The sequence below is a fragment of the Bacillus sp. AFS002410 genome (genome assembly GCF_002556365.1).
Classification (GTDB): domain Bacteria; phylum Bacillota; class Bacilli; order Bacillales; family Bacillaceae_G; genus Gottfriedia.
The window spans coordinates 190,946-207,883 of record NZ_NUEU01000007.1; the positions used below are offsets into that span (position 1 = coordinate 190,946).

Sequence of the window (16,938 nt, forward strand, 5' to 3'; positions counted from 1 at the left end):
ATGATCTACTAAGTTAACAAGTAGCTTTATTTCAGTAACTTGCACCTTTTTTTCAATTTACAATCTGTTTTTGTATTAATCTTCATCCTTTACATCTGGATCCTCGGGAATCGGTTCGTTATAATAATCTGCAATCATTTTCTTCGCTTTTTCCATTTGTTCTAAGTGGTTGTTAAATTGCTCTTTATAAACTAAATATTGTTCACCATCGTGGACTACTCTAATTTTTTGTTCTTGAATTAATTGCTTAATATACGATTCATCAAGATTTAAGTATTCCGCTGTTTCTTTAATTGTTAAATACATTTTGTTCTCCTTAACTAATCATAGTGAATTTATCATACCATAAATTTTGAGATAGATAAGAACTTAATGGAATATGCTAAAGCCTCTATAATTCTACAACTATCTGTCTGTTTAAATACAAAAATGATTATTATAAAAAGGATAGATGAAAGGTGGTATATTCCCTGTTCATCTATCCTTTTCATGTAATCTTAAAAATCTGTTGGTGTACCTTGATGGAAATACATTTTCCAACTACCATCTTTAAATTTCCAAATGGAACTACGTAAGGAATACTGTTTTTTTAGTTCATTAAATATTCGGTAAGTAACTAATGTAATTTCGTCTGATAATGGATGAATTTCAAAATCGCTCATCTTCATTTTAACGATTCCAATGCCATTCTCTAATTGATCATCTTTATATAAAACTTTTCCCGAACTTCCGAATTCGAAAAACTCATCGGCTAGTAGTTTTTTAAGTTCAATGTGAGATGTACGAATTTCAGGTTTAAGTAAATTTTCTTCCAAAATACGTAGATGATCTTTTAAAGAATTTAAACTTTCCATTGTTCATTCATCTCCTTGTTTTATATAGTAATTTAAATTAGTATGCTTTACCCCAATAAACCATTACATCTGTTTTCTTTCCACAGCAGACACATGTATCAGCAATTTGTTCTTGTTCAAATGGAATACATCTTGATGTTAATCCAACTTCTTCTTTAATTTGTTCTTCACAAGCTAAATCTTGACACCACATTGCTTTATAAAACCCTTGTTTTTCTTCACTGATTTGTTTTAGCTCTTCCATTGAAGTAGCTTCATATGTTTTTTCTGTACGATTGTTTAATGCTTTTTCATATAGAGCTGATTGGATCTCTTCAAGTAATTTTGTAATGTTTTCTTCTAATTCTTCTAAAGAAACAATCGTTTTTTCTCTTGTATCACGTCTAACTAAAACGGCTTGATTCTTTTCGATATCCTTTGGACCGATTTCTACACGAACTGGAATACCTTTCATTTCATATTCGTTAAACTTCCAACCTGGCATTTTATCAGAAGTATCGATTTTCACGCGAGCAACTTTTGAAATACGATTTTTTAGTTCAGTAGCCTTTTCGATTACACCTTCTTTATGCTGAGCAATTGGAATAACCATTACTTGAGTTGGTGCTACTTTTGGAGGTAAAACTAATCCGCTGTTATCTCCATGTACCATAATTAATGCTCCGATTACTCTTGTTGTCATTCCCCAAGAAGTTTGGTGTACATATTGTCTTTTTGAGTTTTTATCAGTGTATTGAATATCAAATGCTTTTGCAAAGCCATCTCCAAAGTTATGTGAAGTACCACTTTGTAATGCTTTACCATCATGCATTAAACTTTCGATTGTGTAAGTAGCTTTTGCACCTGCAAATTTTTCTTTTTCTGTTTTTTGACCTTTAATAACAGGGATTGCTAAGAAGTTTTCTAAGAAATTAGCGTAAACATTTAGCATTTGAATTGTTTCTGCTTGTGCTTCTTCAGCAGTTGCGTGTGCTGTGTGACCTTCTTGCCATAAGAATTCAGTTGTTCTTAAAAATGGTCTAGTTGTTTTTTCCCAACGTACTACTGAACACCATTGGTTATATAGTTTTGGTAAGTCATTGTAGCTTTCAACTATTTTTGAAAAATGCTCACAAAATAGTGTTTCTGAAGTTGGACGAACTGCTAAAGGTTCAGCTAATTCATCATGGCCACCATGTGTTACCCAAGCGACTTCTGGAGCAAATCCTTCTACGTGGTCAGCTTCTTTTTGTAATAATGACTTAGGGATAAACATTGGCATATATACATTTTCATGATCTGTTTGTTTAAATTGATAATCTAATTCTTTTTGAATATTTTCCCATAATGCATAACCATAAGGTCTTAAAATCATGCATCCTTTAACACTTGAGTAATCAACTAATTCTGCTTTTTTTACAATATCTGTATACCATTGTGCAAAATCAACATCCATATCTGTAATCGCTTCAACAAATTTTTTTGTACTCATTTTTTTTTACTCCTCATCAATTTTTAGAAAACAAAAAAACGCCAAGAATATCAAAAGGGACCATTCTCGGCGTTACCACCCTAATTACTATATAGATCTATACGAAAATAAGCGGATGATAAACAAAAAACGCCATGAATGATCAAAAGGGACCATTCATGGCGTTACCACCCTACTTATTATGTAAAAACTCTACATAATCTCTTAACATCTTTAACGGGAAAACCGCTGTAGCCTACTATTAGTTCGGTACAGAGACTCCAAGGCTGGTTTCAGTTTACTCACTTAGGAATTTGCACCAACCATTCCCTCTCTAAAAAGCTTATAAACTTACTTTTCCTTTTCTAAGTCATTTATTAATTTAAAGTTATAATACGTGAACAAATTGTTTATGTCAATGTGTATTCTAACCATTTTTTAAAATTTCATACATTTCTTACTATATTGCTTCATTTTTTACTTCTTTTGTTCGTCTTTTAGGTAAAGGAACTTCTGATAATAGCATACCGCCTACAATAAAAGTCCCACCGATAAGTGTTTGAATTGATAATGTTTCATTCGCAAAAAGTACGGCTGTAAATGCTGCAAAAACAGGTTCAAATATAAAAATTAATGCTGCTTTCGTTGAAGAAATATGTTGTTGAGCAAACATTTGAACCCAAAATGCGATACTCGTACAGAATACTGCTGTAACAATAACAGCAAAAATGAATGTCGGATTGATCCAAAGCTCCTTTGAAAATGAAACAGAAGTATTTTCAAAGATTAGAGAGAAAATTGTACTGCTAATGCCGACAGTTCCTAGTTGAATCGTTGTAAAGGTAAGTGGGTCCATTTGCTTAGTATATTTTCCTGATAAAATAATATGAAATGCAAATGCAAAAGCACCAATAAGCGTTAGTACATCTCCAATATTGATTGAAAATGAATCACCTAATGTTAAAAAGCTTAATCCTAGTAATGCAATTAAGCATCCGATCACTGTAGACCAGGTTGACCGCTCCTTATAAACTAAATATAAGAGAACTGGTACTAATACAACACAAAGCCCTGTAATAAAACCTGATTTTGATGTTGTTGTGTACTTCAATCCAAATGTTTGTAGTAAATAGCCTAAAAACAGAATGAATCCAATACCACTAGTTCTAACGACTTGTTTGATCGTTATTTTAGTTTTTTGTTTTCTTTTAACTAAAAATGGTAAAAGGACTAAAGTTGCGAGGATAAATCGAAATGCGTTAAATGCAAACGGTTCTACGTATGCAATCGCATTTTGGACTACTACAAAAGTTGTGCCCCAAAGTAATGTTACGATAATTAACGAGATAGTAGCTATTCTATCTATTCTCAAGGTTCTCTCATCCCCCCTCCATAAGATTGACCGCCTAAAATTGTAAGTAAAACGAAAAAAAAAGATGTGAAATTCACACATCCAAGTACTTATTATTTTATTTGGCTCCACATTAAATTATATCCTTATTTTATCATAGTGTGTAAGTAATTTGTCTTATCACTTGAAAATATTCTATCTTATAATAATTTCAAATTTTTTTTTACAAAAACTTCCTTTCAATATCATTGACTCTAATTGGTCTCATCCATATACTTAAGTACAGAAAATAGAAAAAGGTGATTGGATTGGATTTTGAAATTACATATTTATCGTTTTACGTTGTAACGGTTGAGGGTAAAGGTGAACAAACAGATAAACGATATAAACATTTTCAAACAATAGACGAATCAACGTTTGAAGAGAGTGCATTGAAAGGCTTTTTAGAAGGTGAACTTGAGCGAATTGTTAATCGAAAAGTTGAAAAACATCCAAAATCTGATTCTGTACCTACAAAGCTAGGTCACTTTATTGTTGAAGAAGGCTACGCTTTAGACTCAAATCCAAATTATAATTTATTCCAGCGTATACGTGGTGCTAAATCTATTGATGAATTTAAGGCAGAAAATGAAACATTAGTAATTAATTACATTGAAACGAGTGCAGTTCGTGGTGGGGCATTTTTAGTCATTCAAGCGAAACTACGAAAATATTTTGATGATCCGTTCTTATTTGTACTAAAATGTGATTTTGAGCCAAAAGTTGCATCCATTTCAGATGAATCTACACTCATTAAAACAGTAGAAATGGCTATTACAACTAAAAACATGAAATCAATTCAATATCCTTATATGGAAGAATTGGGGATGATTTCAGAGAGAGAATTGAAAATACATCAAGCTTCTCATGCAAGGTATTTTGAGGACTTCTTAAAATTCGTTTCGTATTCTGAATCGATGCCAGAAATCGTGAAATCACAAGTTATGGAAATGGTTTACGATAAAATTGAAGATGTATTTGAAGAAGAAAGCGTGGAAAGACAACAATTCGAAGCAGCAATGGAAGTCTGGGCAGCAAGTCCTAAACGTGAAATTCAAGAGCATTTTACCCCAGATGAAGTAATTGAAGCAGCGGCACAAATTGTAGAACATACACCCGAGATTGAATTGTCCTTTAAAGCAGATCACTTTTCTGTAAAAGGAATGCTAGCTGATTTTGGTGAAAATCTACATATTGCAAAAGTTAATGGTCGGTACGTCGTTATTTTAGAAGCAGATACGTTACAATTTGAGAAGGGATTTTCTCCGATTGAATTTTTGAAACCAGATGAGTTAGAAGATGTAATTGAAAGAATTGGGCAGAAAGTGAATATTACAGGTTATTAAACAATAAGAACTCAAAAAAATATTGAATGAAAAAGACAGCGGACTATTATTAGCCTGCTGTCTTTTCGATTGCAACAATATTTCGAATATCCATGTGCTAAACCAATATGTCGTCTTTGTTTAACTATTATTGACTGCACTTAGTTAGATGAAACATGATTACAGTTTTATACACTTAATGAAGCCAAAATTGACATCGCGTAATGTAAATCAATATCTTCTTCTAAATGATTTGGGCTCCAAGGAATATATACATGTGGTTCAATCCCTTCTCCAGACATCCCTTGCCCTTTATCAATACGTGAAAGACGCGAGGTTGGATACATTAGCTCAAATTCATTATTCCATTTCATAGTTGCTAAGTTTGTATAATCATTTAATCCTTTTGTAGGTCTCCCGATCACCGTTACCTTACTAGAATTCTTACAAATTTCTACGAAGGAGTCTCCTGAACTTCCACACATACAATCAGTTAAAACAACGATTTTATTAGGTTTTATTTTTCCGTTGATAACCGTAGATGCAAATAACTCCCCAAAATTAAATTCTACAAATCCTTTTCCGCTATTTCTTTCCCATTCATTTCTAAAGATGTTTAGAAATTTTAATGTTTGTTCATCTTGAGCACTTTCAATATCTTGATCAAGTTCAGCAAGCTGACGCTTTGTGTTTGCATGAGTACAATTGAAAAGCATCTTTTCTTCAGAATCCGCTAGATTAATACCTTCTACTGGCAGTATGTATGGAAGCAATGGGTAAAAACTTGCATCACTCCCACCATTATTTTTACGAACATCGATAATCCACTGTTCAGTTGATTCAAGTAATTGATGATTTTTGTTCATCAGCTTAATAATCTCTTGGGGATCCATAAAGTCTGTCATTGTCATTAGTAAAATATTCTCTGTTAATGACTTAACTGCATAAACGGAGCTATAAGTTGAGTTTTCATAAAAGTTGAATGAAAATAAGCTTTCATTCCCCTGTAAATCTACTACTTCTCCAAAATCATACATTGCAAGAATCGGAGTCCAGTTTTCACGTTCAGTGACTGATTCAAATAACAATCTTCTATGCTGTTTTGCTAATTCAGTGATTGTAAATCCTTCTAAAGATTTGAAATACATTCCTCGTGTTAATTTATTTTCAGAACTAACCTCAGTTATATATAATTTATCTTCATATCGGCGTACTCGAAATCCTCGTTCTTTTAAAGCATTATTTTCTTTATTTAATTGCTCAAAATAAATATGCTGATCTTTGAAATCCAATAAATAATCTTTCACAATTTCAGTAAATAATTCATTTGTAAGCTGATTATGTATTTTTAAATCTCTTATTTTATGAAGAAAATAATCAGGTTGATCCCAGCCTTCTTTGTCTTTAAAACCAGAATAATCATGATGCATAATTTGTACGATTTCTTTAAAAATTGATTCCACCAAAATCACCTCAGTGTTAGTTTTCTTTTGATTACGATGAAAAAACTCTACTTGATGAAATTCTATTTTAAAGCAAAATCACCTTTTTTAAATAAAAAAACCTTTCTATTAGCACGAAAAAAGACTGCCGAAGCAGCCTCTCTATTAATTTTCATTTATAAATTGGGACGGTTAGATGGCCATGAGCCTTGGAGTTTACGAAGTTGGATTATTTGACCTGTGTGATATGCATCGTGCAAAAGGATATTTAGATATTGTTGCCAAATTGGTAGAGAAGGGCTTAGTTGATCTAGTTCTTCTTCTTGTATGGAAGATAAAGAAGATTGCAAAGCATCATGAACTTGCAGTGTTCGCTTCACCGTTTGTTGCCAAGCGTCTTCATCATTCGGTCCACCTTGAACAAATGTATCATCATTATTTAGCGGTGCAACATATGAGTTTTCTTTATGTACGCGTGAAAGTAAACGCTCTTTAAAGAATAGTAAATGATGTACATTTTCCCAAATCGTATTACTTGCCATTCCTTCTGCTTGCCAACATGCTTGTGCAGCGGTAAGGTTTTTTAAAGCATCTGATATTGGTGGGTACCATTCTTCATCATAAAAAACTTGATTGACTCCGTTTTGCAAAAGTTCTTTTTTACTCATTGTATTGCCTCCTTTTTTTCATCTCCAAAATTTCAAAAAGGTGAAAATTTATATGGTATTAAATATGGAGAACAATTTCATGACATATGATAATTTCCTCTAAGTAGTATCGTTTGTTTATGCCAGATCAGCATGGAGACGGTGTTTTTTACAACTAGTACACTGAAATAAATAGCCTTGTAAATCACCATCAATTTCTAGAGTGTTTTTAAATTCTAGAATAGATAAACCGTGTTTCTTACTGAGACGGTTTATATCATGCTCTAATTCATTTTCTAAATGCTTAATTTCTTCCCAACCAACATAATCAATAATTGAACAGAAATCTCCACAATGACTTAGCCAATATTCTTGTTGCCACCCTATGTAGCCAGGGTTTCGATAAATCAACTCATCTATATTTTCTTCATCATCAACTTCATCACATGATTCGATATCTTGAAATTCTCCATCGTATTTTTCTGCTGCTGAACCATCTGCTATACACCACGGACAGATTCCTTCAACTTCTTCTTCTGAGAAAAATGGTCCTTCATAAACAAAATTCTGTTTCTTTTTGCAAACAGGACAAATTGTTTCTTCTTCTATTATTACTCCTAACTTAAGTGGATTAGGATTATATTTGAAAATTGGTAGTTCCATTCATGTATCCGCCTATTCTAAGTAGTTTATCTCCTAATTTTAACATGGTATCCAAATCTTTTAAAAATAGTAAATAGCCTTACGAAAATATTCTTTTATTCTCGTAAGGCATATTATTTCATACAGTCTATTTAATTGCTTTACTTACTTTTAATTTTTTCCCTTTGACAGTCGCATTCTCCATCGCTTGTAAAACTAATGAGCCCTTACCATTTAGAATATCAACATATGACATATTATCCATGATTGTGATAATGCCAATATCTTCAACTGTGACTCCAGGGATTTTTGCGATTGTTCCAACAAAATCAACAGCACGAATTTTCTTCTTTTTCCCGCCACTGAAGTGGAGTTTCAAAATATCTTGATTGATACGGGCTGTTTTATTATTTCTTACAACTCGTCGGCTGTTAAGCTTTTCTTCAAATTTAGCTTTTCCACTAAGTACTTCCTGTTGAGTTGGAGCTTCTGTAGTAGGTATTTCAAAGCCGATATAGTTTTCAATTCCTTTAACGAATTTCCCTTCGAAAGGTGTTGAAAATGTAATTGCTTTTCCTTTATTACCTGCACGACCAGTTCTTCCAGTTCTGTGTACATAGCTCTCTTTTTCCATAGGAACATCATAGTTTATAACTAATGTAACGTTATCAATATCAATACCTCTAGCAGCTACATCAGTTGCTACAAGATAGCGGAAATTCCCCGTTTTAAAACCTTCCATAACAGCAAAACGGTCTTCTTGTTCCAGTCCTCCATGGAGTCTTTCACATGAATAGTTAGCTTGTTCTAATTCACTAAAAACAGCATCTACATTTTCTTTAGTTCTGCAGAAAATAAGGCAACTGTCTGGATTTTCTACAACTGTAACGTCTTTAAGAAGTGACATTTTTTCAGCTTCTTTTACTTCGATTAAATAATGATCAATTGCATCTGCCGTTACTCCAGTTGATTCAATCTCAATTTGAATCGGATCTTTCATATATGTATGGCAGAGATTTTCAACATCTTTTGGTAATGTAGCTGAAAAAACCATCGTTACACGATTTTGTGGTAGTTGGCTAATGATTGCTTCGACTTCATCGATAAAACCTCTATTAAGCATCTCATCTGCTTCATCAATGATCAGATACTTTATTTGATCTGTTACAAGTGTTTCTCGATCAAGATGATCCAGGACCCGTCCAGGTGTACCAACTACTACATGGGTTTTTTGCTCCAATTCAACTTTTTGTTTCGTAAAAGGCTCTTTACCATAAACTGCTACAGCTTTAATACGTTTAAATCTCCCAATATTCGTAATATCTTCACGTACTTGTGCCGCAAGCTCCCTTGTTGGAGTAAGAATTAAGGCCTGTGGTCTCTTTTCCTCCCACTCTAACATTTCACAAACAGGAATACTAAAAGCAGCTGTTTTTCCGCTACCTGTTTGAGATTTTACGATAAGATCTTGTTTTTCCAATGCTAACGGAATAACCTTACTCTGTACTTCAGTTGGCGTTTTGTATTTTAAAACAGCAAGTGCTCTTTTAATTTCCTCGCTTACATGATAATCCTCAAAACTTGTTTTATTCATTTCTTAACCTCTTTTTTTATTATTTCGATCTATGTATAGAATTCTCTGGAAAAAAAATCATATGCATTATCTAAATATAGTTCATAAAATGAAAAGTGCAATACAAATCGACTATTTTATTTTGAAATTATTTCTTTTGTTAACTATGCATATATAAAATGCCTCTTAAAAAGATTAAATCATAATAAAAAGTTCAATGACATTATGAATAAAGAGGACCTTATATATGTAAAAAGATAGATTTTTGGATTTAAAATAAAAACGCCTTAAAATGTTAGAATAAACATTTTAGGCGTTCATCAAATTATTTATTTCTTATGCATCATATATATGTTTTAATAACTGGTTTAATTTTAAATTAGCTTTGTTTATCAATAACTTATATACATAAGAAAACATTTTAAAAATAATATATCCAACTAACGTTCCTGTACAATTAAAAATGACATCATTAATATCCACAATTCTAAATGTGAAACCATTCAGCAGTGCAATGATTCCTTGTAATGACTCAATTATGACTCCAATTAACAGTCCTGATATGGCTATTTTTTTAAATGTACTTTTTGTAATAAATGGAAGACCAAAACCAAATGGTATTGTCATCAAAACATTAAGTGAAGAAGTCTCAAACTCCTCTTTTGTAAGGTTTATTAGAGGAACTAAATTCAGATTTCTCCCTGTATGTAGCCCAAACATATCCCTATAAGTTTGAGAAATATAGATTGGAAATTGAGTATATTTTAAAACAAAGCATAAATAGATAAACATAATTGAAAAAAAGAATAAATAAACAATATCTTTTTTAAATTTTATTTTTAAGACAATTAATATCATTAAGAGTATAATAATGGATCCATATAATATCCATCCTCTGAAATCTATCATCTTTTCCACTTTAGAGCTCCTCTCTTCCTTAAATTAATTTGGTAATTTATTCCAATACTGATTATCATTATACAACATACAGTCTTTTTTTGTATTTTTTCTTTTACAACTATACAGTCATAACATGAAACAGCGGATGATCTTTTAAAGAATTGTTAAAAAGAGGAGAAAAGGGATTTAAATCCCTATTATTTTTAAATTGTGAGCTAACGCGGAAAAGAAGCATTATTTTTAAATGTACTTAAATTCCCATTTAAAAAGTTTTAATTTGTTTATATTAATATAACAATTTAATTTTAGCATTTTATTACAAGATTGGAATATTATTGAATCAATTGTCGAAAATTTGTAAAAATTTCTATTGTGATAAGTTGGTTAAATAATAATGGAAATCCTTACTACAATAAAAAATGAGCCACAAAAGTAGCTCATGACAATTAGTTAATGCATGCATTTTAAAATTTAATTTTTCAATGCCAATATTCTGGCTCACCAAAAAGTAATGAACTTTCAATTGTTTCTTTATACTCCTCCCAATCAAAATAAAAAGGGCCGATTCCGTAATAATTTACTAATTTATTACTCTGATTTTCTAGATTATTTTCATATCCGAATTTATACCAAATAATAATATTCTCATCTTTTGAACTCCGTTTAATCTTTAACGAAATTGCACCGCATCCCAAGTCAGAACAAGGACAAATATAAATTGAATTTCGATCATCAAAATCTGATTTTACTTTTAATAATAATCTATCCATTTGTTTTTGCTGAAAAACTTTTGGACCCCATCCTAAGCAAGAAACATAATCCTCATCTTTAATTTGATTAAAATTATTTAATGGAATCCCATCAATTAAAAAATTAGCAAAAACTATTTTACCAGGAAAGCCTTCCCGTGTTTGTTTTTCGATACTCAACTTAGATATTTTCGGCATTTAATCATCCTCACATTAATTACTTAAATTTTCTTTTTAATGGAAGTAGAATACGCGCGTTAACTATCAACTTTCTTCTAAAAATCGCTTAACCTCTTTTGAAGATTTTAGTATAACTACATCTTTACCATCTGATACTCGTTGAAGTCTATTCAATATTAATGGTTTCTTTGTCTTCGGATAAGACCAGATCCATTTGAAAAATTGTAAATCAAATTTCTCTTCGCAACCTTCTCTCATATCCGGTCTTGTTATGTTTTTATATTGAATGAATCTTTTCAATGCCCGATAAATGCAAACTAATCTTGGGATATCTAGAAAAATAATTGTATCAGCTGCATTTATTCTTAAGTCCATCGTACCTCCATAATTACCGTCTATGATCCATTCTTCTTTTTTAACTAGTTCACTTTGTATTTTAATCTGCTCTACTTTCGGTACTATTTCCCAATTTGGCTTCCATAATAAAGAGTCTAAGTGAAAAACGTTTATGTTTAATTTTTTTCCTAATTGTCTAGCAAAAGTAGATTTTCCCTCTCCGCCTGAACCAATGATGACGATTTTCTTCATGAATGTCCTCCCTGTTTAAATATAGAGTTGATTAATCTAATCTAGGTTCCTAAGATATTTAAATTTTATCATTTCTATTATTGGCATTATCTAGCTATGTACTAGTTTCCTATTTCAAGATATTATATGTTAACTTAAAAATAAAATAGGTTGACATATAATTCAAGTTTCATTAATATGATAGTTGTTATCAGAAAATTAATAATAGGAGAACTAACAATGAAGATTAAAGAAATTACATTTGTAGCAATGTTTGCAGCAGTTATGGGAGTCCTTGGACAAGTGCCTCCAATTATGTTATCCTTTACACCAGTTCCTATTACTTTACAAACATTAGGTGTTATACTTACTGGTGGAGTGTTAGGAGCAAGATTAGGTGCACTTAGCCAAACAGTATTTTTATTACTTGTAGCCGTTGGTATGCCACTTTTATCAGGTGGTCGCGGTGGATTAAGTGTATTTGCAGGACCAAGTGTTGGCTATTTGATTTCATGGCCAATTACAGCTTTTGTTCTTGGTTATTTATTATCTCGTTTTAAAACTTTAAAATTAAAACATGTTCTATTAATTAATTTAACGGTTGGAATTCTATTAATCTATTTAATCGGTATTCCGATACAAGCTGTCATTATGGGTATTCCTGTAGCTACTGCTGTTAAACTAAGTTTAGTTTACATACCTGGAGATGTTTTAAAAGCGATCCTTGCTTCAATTTTAGTATTCAAACTAAGACAACACCCAGTATTTTCACGTTCATTGACAACAAATTATTCAAACCAATCATCAAAAAATATTTAAATTATTCGGGACACACTTCTGTGTCTCTTTTTTATAGAGGTGAATTAATAATGGCAAATATTACAGAAACCTATAAGAAATTCGCTACATTATCTCCTGAGAAAATTGCGATACATACTAGTAATCAACAAATCAGTTATAAAGAATGGAATCAATTAATCAACCAAACTGCTAATTGGCTACATGGTCAATTAAATACGAAAACGATTGGAATCCTTTTACCAAATGGGATTCCCTTCTTACAAATGTTTGCAGGTGCTTGTAAAGCAGGATGGATTGCTGTTCCTTTTGATATGAAATGGAATTTAGCAGATTTAGAAAAAAGAGTAAAGCTTTCTAAACCTTCAATCATTGTTACAACTAAAGAGATTTATGCTAAATTTCATTCAATCATTCCTAATATGAAGGTATTGGATGATTGCTTACAAGAAATCGCAAATTTTAATACTTTTTCTTCTATTGAGCTAGAAGAGGATTTACCTTTCTATGTGGGATTTACTTCTGGAACGACTGGGAGTCCAAAAGCGTTTATGCGCTCACAAGATTCATGGGTTGCTAGTTTTGATTGTAATCGCTTTGACTTTGGACTTGATGAATCTGATGTAACGCTTATACCTGGAGCATTAATACATTCACACTTTCTTTATGGTGCTGTTAGTAGTTTATATTTGGGTGGCACAGTTTTACTATTAGAAAATTTTTCAGCAAATAATATACTCTCAATGATGAATGATTTACCTATTTCCACTATATACGTTGTTCCGACAATGATTGAAGCATTAGTTAGAGAAGGAATTCAAGTTAATAAAGCAATGAAAATTCTTTCATCAGGTGCAAAATGGACTGAAAAATCTAAAATAGAGTTCTGTCAATTGTTTCCTGAGATGTCGATATTTGAATTTTTTGGCGCTAGTGAATTAAGCTTCATAACTGTTTTATCTGATCTTGATGGAGTTTTGAAAGCAAAAACGGTTGGTAAACCTTGCTATGGTGTAGAAATAGAAATACGTCGACCAAATCAAGAGCTCGCAAAAACAAATGAAACCGGAAAAATATATGTGAGAAGTAAATATTTAATCAATGGGTATTTTGAAGAAAATGAAAATATAGTTCATTCAATTCAGGACGAAGATGGTTGGGCTACTGTCCATGATATGGGCTTTATTGATGAAGATGGTTTTTTAACAATTAACGGACGAGAAAAAAATATGATTCTATACGGTGGTATTAATATTTTTCCAGAAGAGATTGAAAAAGTCATTTCTCTTCATCCTGATGTTGAAGAAATTGCCGTTATTGGACTTTCAGATCCATACTGGGGTCAAATTGTGGCTGCTGTCATTAAAGGGAAATGTAATTCTTTTGAGTTGAAAAAGTTTTGTAAGACCTATTTATCTTCTTATAAAATCCCACGAAAATGGTTTTTTAAAGATGAAATGCCTTATACAACTAGCGGGAAAATTGCACGTGCTGAATTAATTAAACAAATAGAAATGCAGGTGACTAAAAATTAATAGAGCAGTAATCGTCAATGCAAAGCGGACACCTATAGGAAAAATTGGTGGTATATTACAGGAATATCAACCTCACGAGCTTGCCGCTCCATTACTTAAGCATTTGGCAAAAGGATTGGAAGAGAAGATTAATGACATTATTTTAGGCAATGTAGTCGGTCCAGGTGGAAATGTCGCTAGAGTTTCTGCATTAGAAGCTGATCTCCCTCTTTCTGTTCCAGGTATGACAATTGATCGTCAATGTAGTGCCGGGTTAGAAGCAATTCGGATGGCTTGTTACTTAATTCAAGGTGGAGCTGGAAAATGCTATATTGCTGGAGGTGTTGAAAGCACTACCACCTCCCCTTTCCCTTCCAAGGCAAGATTTGCTCCAGATAAAATTGGCGATCCCGATATGGGTTTAGCAGCGGAAAATGTAGCTGAAAAATTCTGTATTTCAAAGGAAACTCAAGATCAATATGCACTATTAAGTTATACACGAAGCTGGGAATCTTACAAAACCGGATTATATACGGACGAGATTCTTCCAATTGGTGAACACACCCATGATGAAGTATTTTTCAAAGAAAGAAAAATGAAAAAGTTACTTCATAGAGCAAAACCTGTGTTTAAAAAGAACGGTACCGTTACAGCTGCTAACAGTTGCGGAATACATGATGGTGCGGCAACAGTTTTAATAATGGAAGAAAATGAAGCAATTAACTGTGGATTAAAACCTATTTTACGCTTTAAAGATAGTGAAGTCGCTGGAATTCATCCTAATTATCCTGGTTCTGCCCCTATTCCAGCTATTCAAGAGTTATTAAATAGAAATAATTTAACAATTGCAGATATTGATTTAATTGAAATAAATGAAGCTTTTGCTTCAAAAATTATTGCTTGCTCTAATGAACTATCCATACCATTTGACAAGTTAAATGTTTGTGGCGGTGCCTTATCAATCGGACACCCTTACGGAGCTTCGGGCAGTATCATGATCACTAGACTTTTCTATGAAGTACAACGTAGAAAGAATTTAGAAACTAACTATGTATTGGCAGCCATTGGAAGTGGCGGTGGAATCGGAATCGCTGTTTTATTCGAAGTAGTAAATTAATTTGATCATACATACTAGATTTTAAAATTGAGAGGTAAAGTAAATGAAAGTAATTGGTTCAATTGACAATCATACACGATGCAAACATTACCACACTGAAAAAGATATTATTGCCATCAAATTCAAATGTTGTGACACATATTACGGATGTTATTTTTGCCATGAGGAAAATGTAAACCATCAACATACAGTCTGGCATAAAAACGAATGGGAAACAAAAGCAATCTTTTGTGGTGATTGCCATGAGGAATTAACAATTCAAGAGTATCAAGATTGTAACTACAAATGTCCTAAATGTCATGCTGATTTTAATCCAGGCTGTAAAAATCATTATCATTTGTATTTTGAATGAGATTTATTTTTAATAGATCGTACTATCAATTTTGAGGAAGAGCTGTTTTATTCAGCTCCTTTTTTTTATTTATTTCTCGTGTGACTTTGATGATTCGTTGTATTTAGTTAAAATTTTATTGATAAAATTACTTTTACCTACTGAATATTCTGATCGGTCTTTTGTATTATTTGCTAGCTATTTCTTTAACTGTTCATACTCAATAATAGCCCCTGCGTTACATCTAAGGTAATTTCGAAATGAAATATGTTTTTTTAATTCCTCGCTGTCTTTATGACAAACATATAGATGATGTTCCATCCAATTCGTATTTTTCCCATCCCAAGGTACAGAACAGTTTATTCTACCGAAGGCTTCTCTACCTTTATAGCTCCAATTTTCTTGGTGTATATAGCCTATTCCTTCAAGTTTTTTTATCACTTCAGAGAAATTACTATAGTCTGCTATGACAACATCTATATCCAATATCGGTTTCGCTGCAAGCCCCTTAACTGACGTACTACCAACATGTTCAATTTCAATAATTAGTGGTTTTAGGCTATTATTTAAGACTTGCTTCAAAGCTGAAAATTTTTTTGGCCATTGCTCATTATATTCTTGTATTTCAATTCTAGAGTTATTGATTTTTGGATGATCAGAATCCATGTTTCCACCTCATTCAAATAAAATTATTCTATTATCATAAAAAAAAGGAAGCCACCCCGGCCTCCTAATTTTGTTCCCGCTCAATTTATTCTTGAGTTTGAAGTGCTACTCTAACTCCTAACCCAATATAGACTAGACCAATGGTTTTTCCCATCCATTTTGAGCTATTGCTATTTTTATTAAAAAATTTATTCCCAATTAAACTTGATAAAAGCACTAGTGAAGTTGTGTATAAAATACTTAGTATCACAAATGTTATCCCAAGGGTTAATAGTTGAATAAATACTGAATGACCATTATGTTGTACAAATTGAGGTAATAGAGCTAAGAAAAACAATGCAGTTTTAGGATTTAAAACTTCTATAAGCACAGCTTGTCGAAAAGATAGTTTGGTATTTACTTCTTTTTGAACTTTAGTTTTCTCACTTTTTTTAGTTTTTCTAATTAATGCCGTGATCCCCAAATAAAATAAATAGGCCGCTCCTAAATATTTAACTACCTCAAAAGCAAAGGCAGATGTCATTAATATTGCAGAAAGTCCAAAGACTGATGCACAAGTATGTATTAAATCACCAACAGCAATACCTAACCCTGTTAAAATGCCATTCCATTTCCCGCCTTTCATCGTTTGTGATAATGTCAACAAAACAGCTGGACCTGGTATTAAAAATAATGTTAAAACAACTAAAATGAATGAAATCATCATGATAATCCCCTTTCGCTATTATTTTTAAACTTATTATATAACATTATTTTCTAGTAAAAACCAAAACTAGCATAAATTATTAAGTAT

17 protein-coding genes, 1 pseudogene and 1 other annotated feature are annotated in these 16,938 nt (G+C 32.0%); of the genes and pseudogenes, 5 read left to right on the plus strand and 13 right to left on the minus strand.

Translation table 11 applies throughout. The features are described 5' to 3' along the window. Nucleotides 1-75: 75 nt before the first annotated feature. The 4 genes from CN692_RS06635 to CN692_RS06650 form a co-directional block, all read right to left on the minus strand. Nucleotides 76-306, minus strand: coding sequence for an excisionase family DNA-binding protein (locus tag CN692_RS06635; RefSeq protein ID WP_098118367.1), 231 nt, complete (start codon nucleotides 304-306; stop codon nucleotides 76-78). Nucleotides 307-497: 191 nt separating this feature from the next. Next, complete coding sequence (locus tag CN692_RS06640) at nucleotides 498-854, minus strand: nuclear transport factor 2 family protein (protein ID WP_098118368.1); 357 nt, start codon at nucleotides 852-854, stop codon at nucleotides 498-500. Between the two features lie 37 nt (nucleotides 855-891). Next, nucleotides 892-2,325, minus strand: a complete 1,434-nt coding sequence (gene proS / locus CN692_RS06645) for a proline--tRNA ligase (protein WP_098118369.1) — start codon at nucleotides 2,323-2,325, stop codon at nucleotides 892-894. Nucleotides 2,326-2,469: 144 nt separating this feature from the next. After that, nucleotides 2,470-2,681: a binding site (T-box leader), on the minus strand. A gap of 83 nt (nucleotides 2,682-2,764) precedes the next feature. Beyond that, complete coding sequence (locus CN692_RS06650) at nucleotides 2,765-3,676, minus strand: DMT family transporter (protein ID WP_179865375.1); 912 nt, start codon at nucleotides 3,674-3,676, stop codon at nucleotides 2,765-2,767. Nucleotides 3,677-3,963: 287 nt separating this feature from the next. Between CN692_RS06650 and CN692_RS06655 the strand changes: the two genes are divergently transcribed. Beyond that, nucleotides 3,964-5,040 (plus strand): DUF3900 domain-containing protein, encoded by a 1,077-nt coding sequence (locus CN692_RS06655; RefSeq protein ID WP_098118371.1) that lies wholly within the window; start codon nucleotides 3,964-3,966, stop codon nucleotides 5,038-5,040. A 167-nt stretch (nucleotides 5,041-5,207) separates the two neighbouring features. Here CN692_RS06655 and CN692_RS06660 read toward each other — a convergent pair whose 3' ends face one another. The 7 genes from CN692_RS06660 to CN692_RS06690 form a co-directional block, all read right to left on the minus strand. Further along, complete coding sequence (locus CN692_RS06660) at nucleotides 5,208-6,482, minus strand: S41 family peptidase (protein ID WP_098118372.1); 1,275 nt, start codon at nucleotides 6,480-6,482, stop codon at nucleotides 5,208-5,210. Nucleotides 6,483-6,637: 155 nt separating this feature from the next. Then, entirely contained in the window at nucleotides 6,638-7,129 is a 492-nt protein-coding gene (locus CN692_RS06665; RefSeq protein WP_098118373.1) for a DinB family protein, read from the minus strand. Nucleotides 7,130-7,246: 117 nt separating this feature from the next. Continuing rightward, nucleotides 7,247-7,771, minus strand: a complete 525-nt coding sequence (locus CN692_RS06670; RefSeq protein ID WP_098118374.1) for a CbrC family protein — start codon at nucleotides 7,769-7,771, stop codon at nucleotides 7,247-7,249. Between the two features lie 127 nt (nucleotides 7,772-7,898). Beyond that, on the minus strand, nucleotides 7,899-9,344 hold the full coding sequence (locus CN692_RS06675) for a DEAD/DEAH box helicase (protein ID WP_098118375.1): 1,446 nt from the start codon (nucleotides 9,342-9,344) through the stop codon (nucleotides 7,899-7,901). Nucleotides 9,345-9,659: 315 nt separating this feature from the next. Beyond that, on the minus strand, nucleotides 9,660-10,232 hold the full coding sequence (locus CN692_RS06680; protein ID WP_257143982.1) for a VanZ family protein: 573 nt from the start codon (nucleotides 10,230-10,232) through the stop codon (nucleotides 9,660-9,662). A gap of 470 nt (nucleotides 10,233-10,702) precedes the next feature. Continuing rightward, nucleotides 10,703-11,170 (minus strand): oxidoreductase, encoded by a 468-nt coding sequence (locus tag CN692_RS06685; RefSeq protein WP_098118376.1) that lies wholly within the window; start codon nucleotides 11,168-11,170, stop codon nucleotides 10,703-10,705. A gap of 66 nt (nucleotides 11,171-11,236) precedes the next feature. Then, nucleotides 11,237-11,740, minus strand: coding sequence for a DNA topology modulation protein (locus tag CN692_RS06690; protein ID WP_098118377.1), 504 nt, complete (start codon nucleotides 11,738-11,740; stop codon nucleotides 11,237-11,239). 219 nt (nucleotides 11,741-11,959) lie between these two features. Between CN692_RS06690 and CN692_RS06695 the strand changes: the two genes are divergently transcribed. Genes CN692_RS06695 through CN692_RS06710 form a run of 4 tightly spaced genes read left to right on the plus strand, consistent with a single transcriptional unit; the run spans nucleotide 11,960 to nucleotide 15,500 of the window. Then, a complete protein-coding gene (locus CN692_RS06695) occupies nucleotides 11,960-12,538 on the plus strand; it encodes a biotin transporter BioY (protein WP_098118378.1) in 579 nt (192 codons plus the stop codon). Between the two features lie 50 nt (nucleotides 12,539-12,588). After that, nucleotides 12,589-14,052, plus strand: coding sequence for an AMP-binding protein (locus CN692_RS06700; RefSeq protein WP_098118379.1), 1,464 nt, complete (start codon nucleotides 12,589-12,591; stop codon nucleotides 14,050-14,052). Beyond that, on the plus strand, nucleotides 14,048-15,148 hold the full coding sequence (locus tag CN692_RS06705; RefSeq protein ID WP_098118380.1) for an acetyl-CoA C-acyltransferase: 1,101 nt from the start codon (nucleotides 14,048-14,050) through the stop codon (nucleotides 15,146-15,148). Before CN692_RS06700 ends, CN692_RS06705 begins: the two co-directional genes overlap by 5 nt. A gap of 43 nt (nucleotides 15,149-15,191) precedes the next feature. Further along, entirely contained in the window at nucleotides 15,192-15,500 is a 309-nt protein-coding gene (locus tag CN692_RS06710) for a CHY zinc finger protein (protein ID WP_098118381.1), read from the plus strand. A gap of 69 nt (nucleotides 15,501-15,569) precedes the next feature. Here the strand turns inward: CN692_RS06710 and CN692_RS06715 are convergent. Then, nucleotides 15,570-16,145, minus strand: a pseudogene (locus CN692_RS06715) (GrpB family protein). Nucleotides 16,146-16,230: 85 nt separating this feature from the next. Beyond that, a complete protein-coding gene (locus CN692_RS06720; protein ID WP_098118382.1) occupies nucleotides 16,231-16,848 on the minus strand; it encodes a LysE family translocator in 618 nt (205 codons plus the stop codon). Nucleotides 16,849-16,938 lie beyond the last annotated feature (90 nt).

Bases quoted from the DNA above. Each gene is read 5' to 3' on its own strand.
- CN692_RS06635 (WP_098118367.1), bottom strand. From the start codon at position 306: ATGTATTTAACAATTAAAGAAACAGCGGAATACTTAAATCTTGATGAA.
- CN692_RS06640 (WP_098118368.1), bottom strand. From the start codon at position 854: ATGGAAAGTTTAAATTCTTTAAAAGATCATCTACGTATTTTGGAAGAA.
- proS (WP_098118369.1), bottom strand. From the start codon at position 2,325: ATGAGTACAAAAAAATTTGTTGAAGCGATTACAGATATGGATGTTGAT.
- CN692_RS06665 (WP_098118373.1), bottom strand. From the start codon at position 7,129: ATGAGTAAAAAAGAACTTTTGCAAAACGGAGTCAATCAAGTTTTTTAT.
- CN692_RS06670 (WP_098118374.1), bottom strand. From the start codon at position 7,771: ATGGAACTACCAATTTTCAAATATAATCCTAATCCACTTAAGTTAGGA.
- CN692_RS06675 (WP_098118375.1), bottom strand. From the start codon at position 9,344: ATGAATAAAACAAGTTTTGAGGATTATCATGTAAGCGAGGAAATTAAA.
- CN692_RS06680 (WP_257143982.1), bottom strand. From the start codon at position 10,232: ATGATAGATTTCAGAGGATGGATATTATATGGATCCATTATTATACTC.
- CN692_RS06685 (WP_098118376.1), bottom strand. From the start codon at position 11,170: ATGCCGAAAATATCTAAGTTGAGTATCGAAAAACAAACACGGGAAGGC.
- CN692_RS06690 (WP_098118377.1), bottom strand. From the start codon at position 11,740: ATGAAGAAAATCGTCATCATTGGTTCAGGCGGAGAGGGAAAATCTACT.
- CN692_RS06695 (WP_098118378.1), top strand. From the start codon at position 11,960: ATGAAGATTAAAGAAATTACATTTGTAGCAATGTTTGCAGCAGTTATG.
- CN692_RS06700 (WP_098118379.1), top strand. From the start codon at position 12,589: ATGGCAAATATTACAGAAACCTATAAGAAATTCGCTACATTATCTCCT.
- CN692_RS06710 (WP_098118381.1), top strand. From the start codon at position 15,192: ATGAAAGTAATTGGTTCAATTGACAATCATACACGATGCAAACATTAC.
- CN692_RS06720 (WP_098118382.1), bottom strand. From the start codon at position 16,848: ATGATTTCATTCATTTTAGTTGTTTTAACATTATTTTTAATACCAGGT.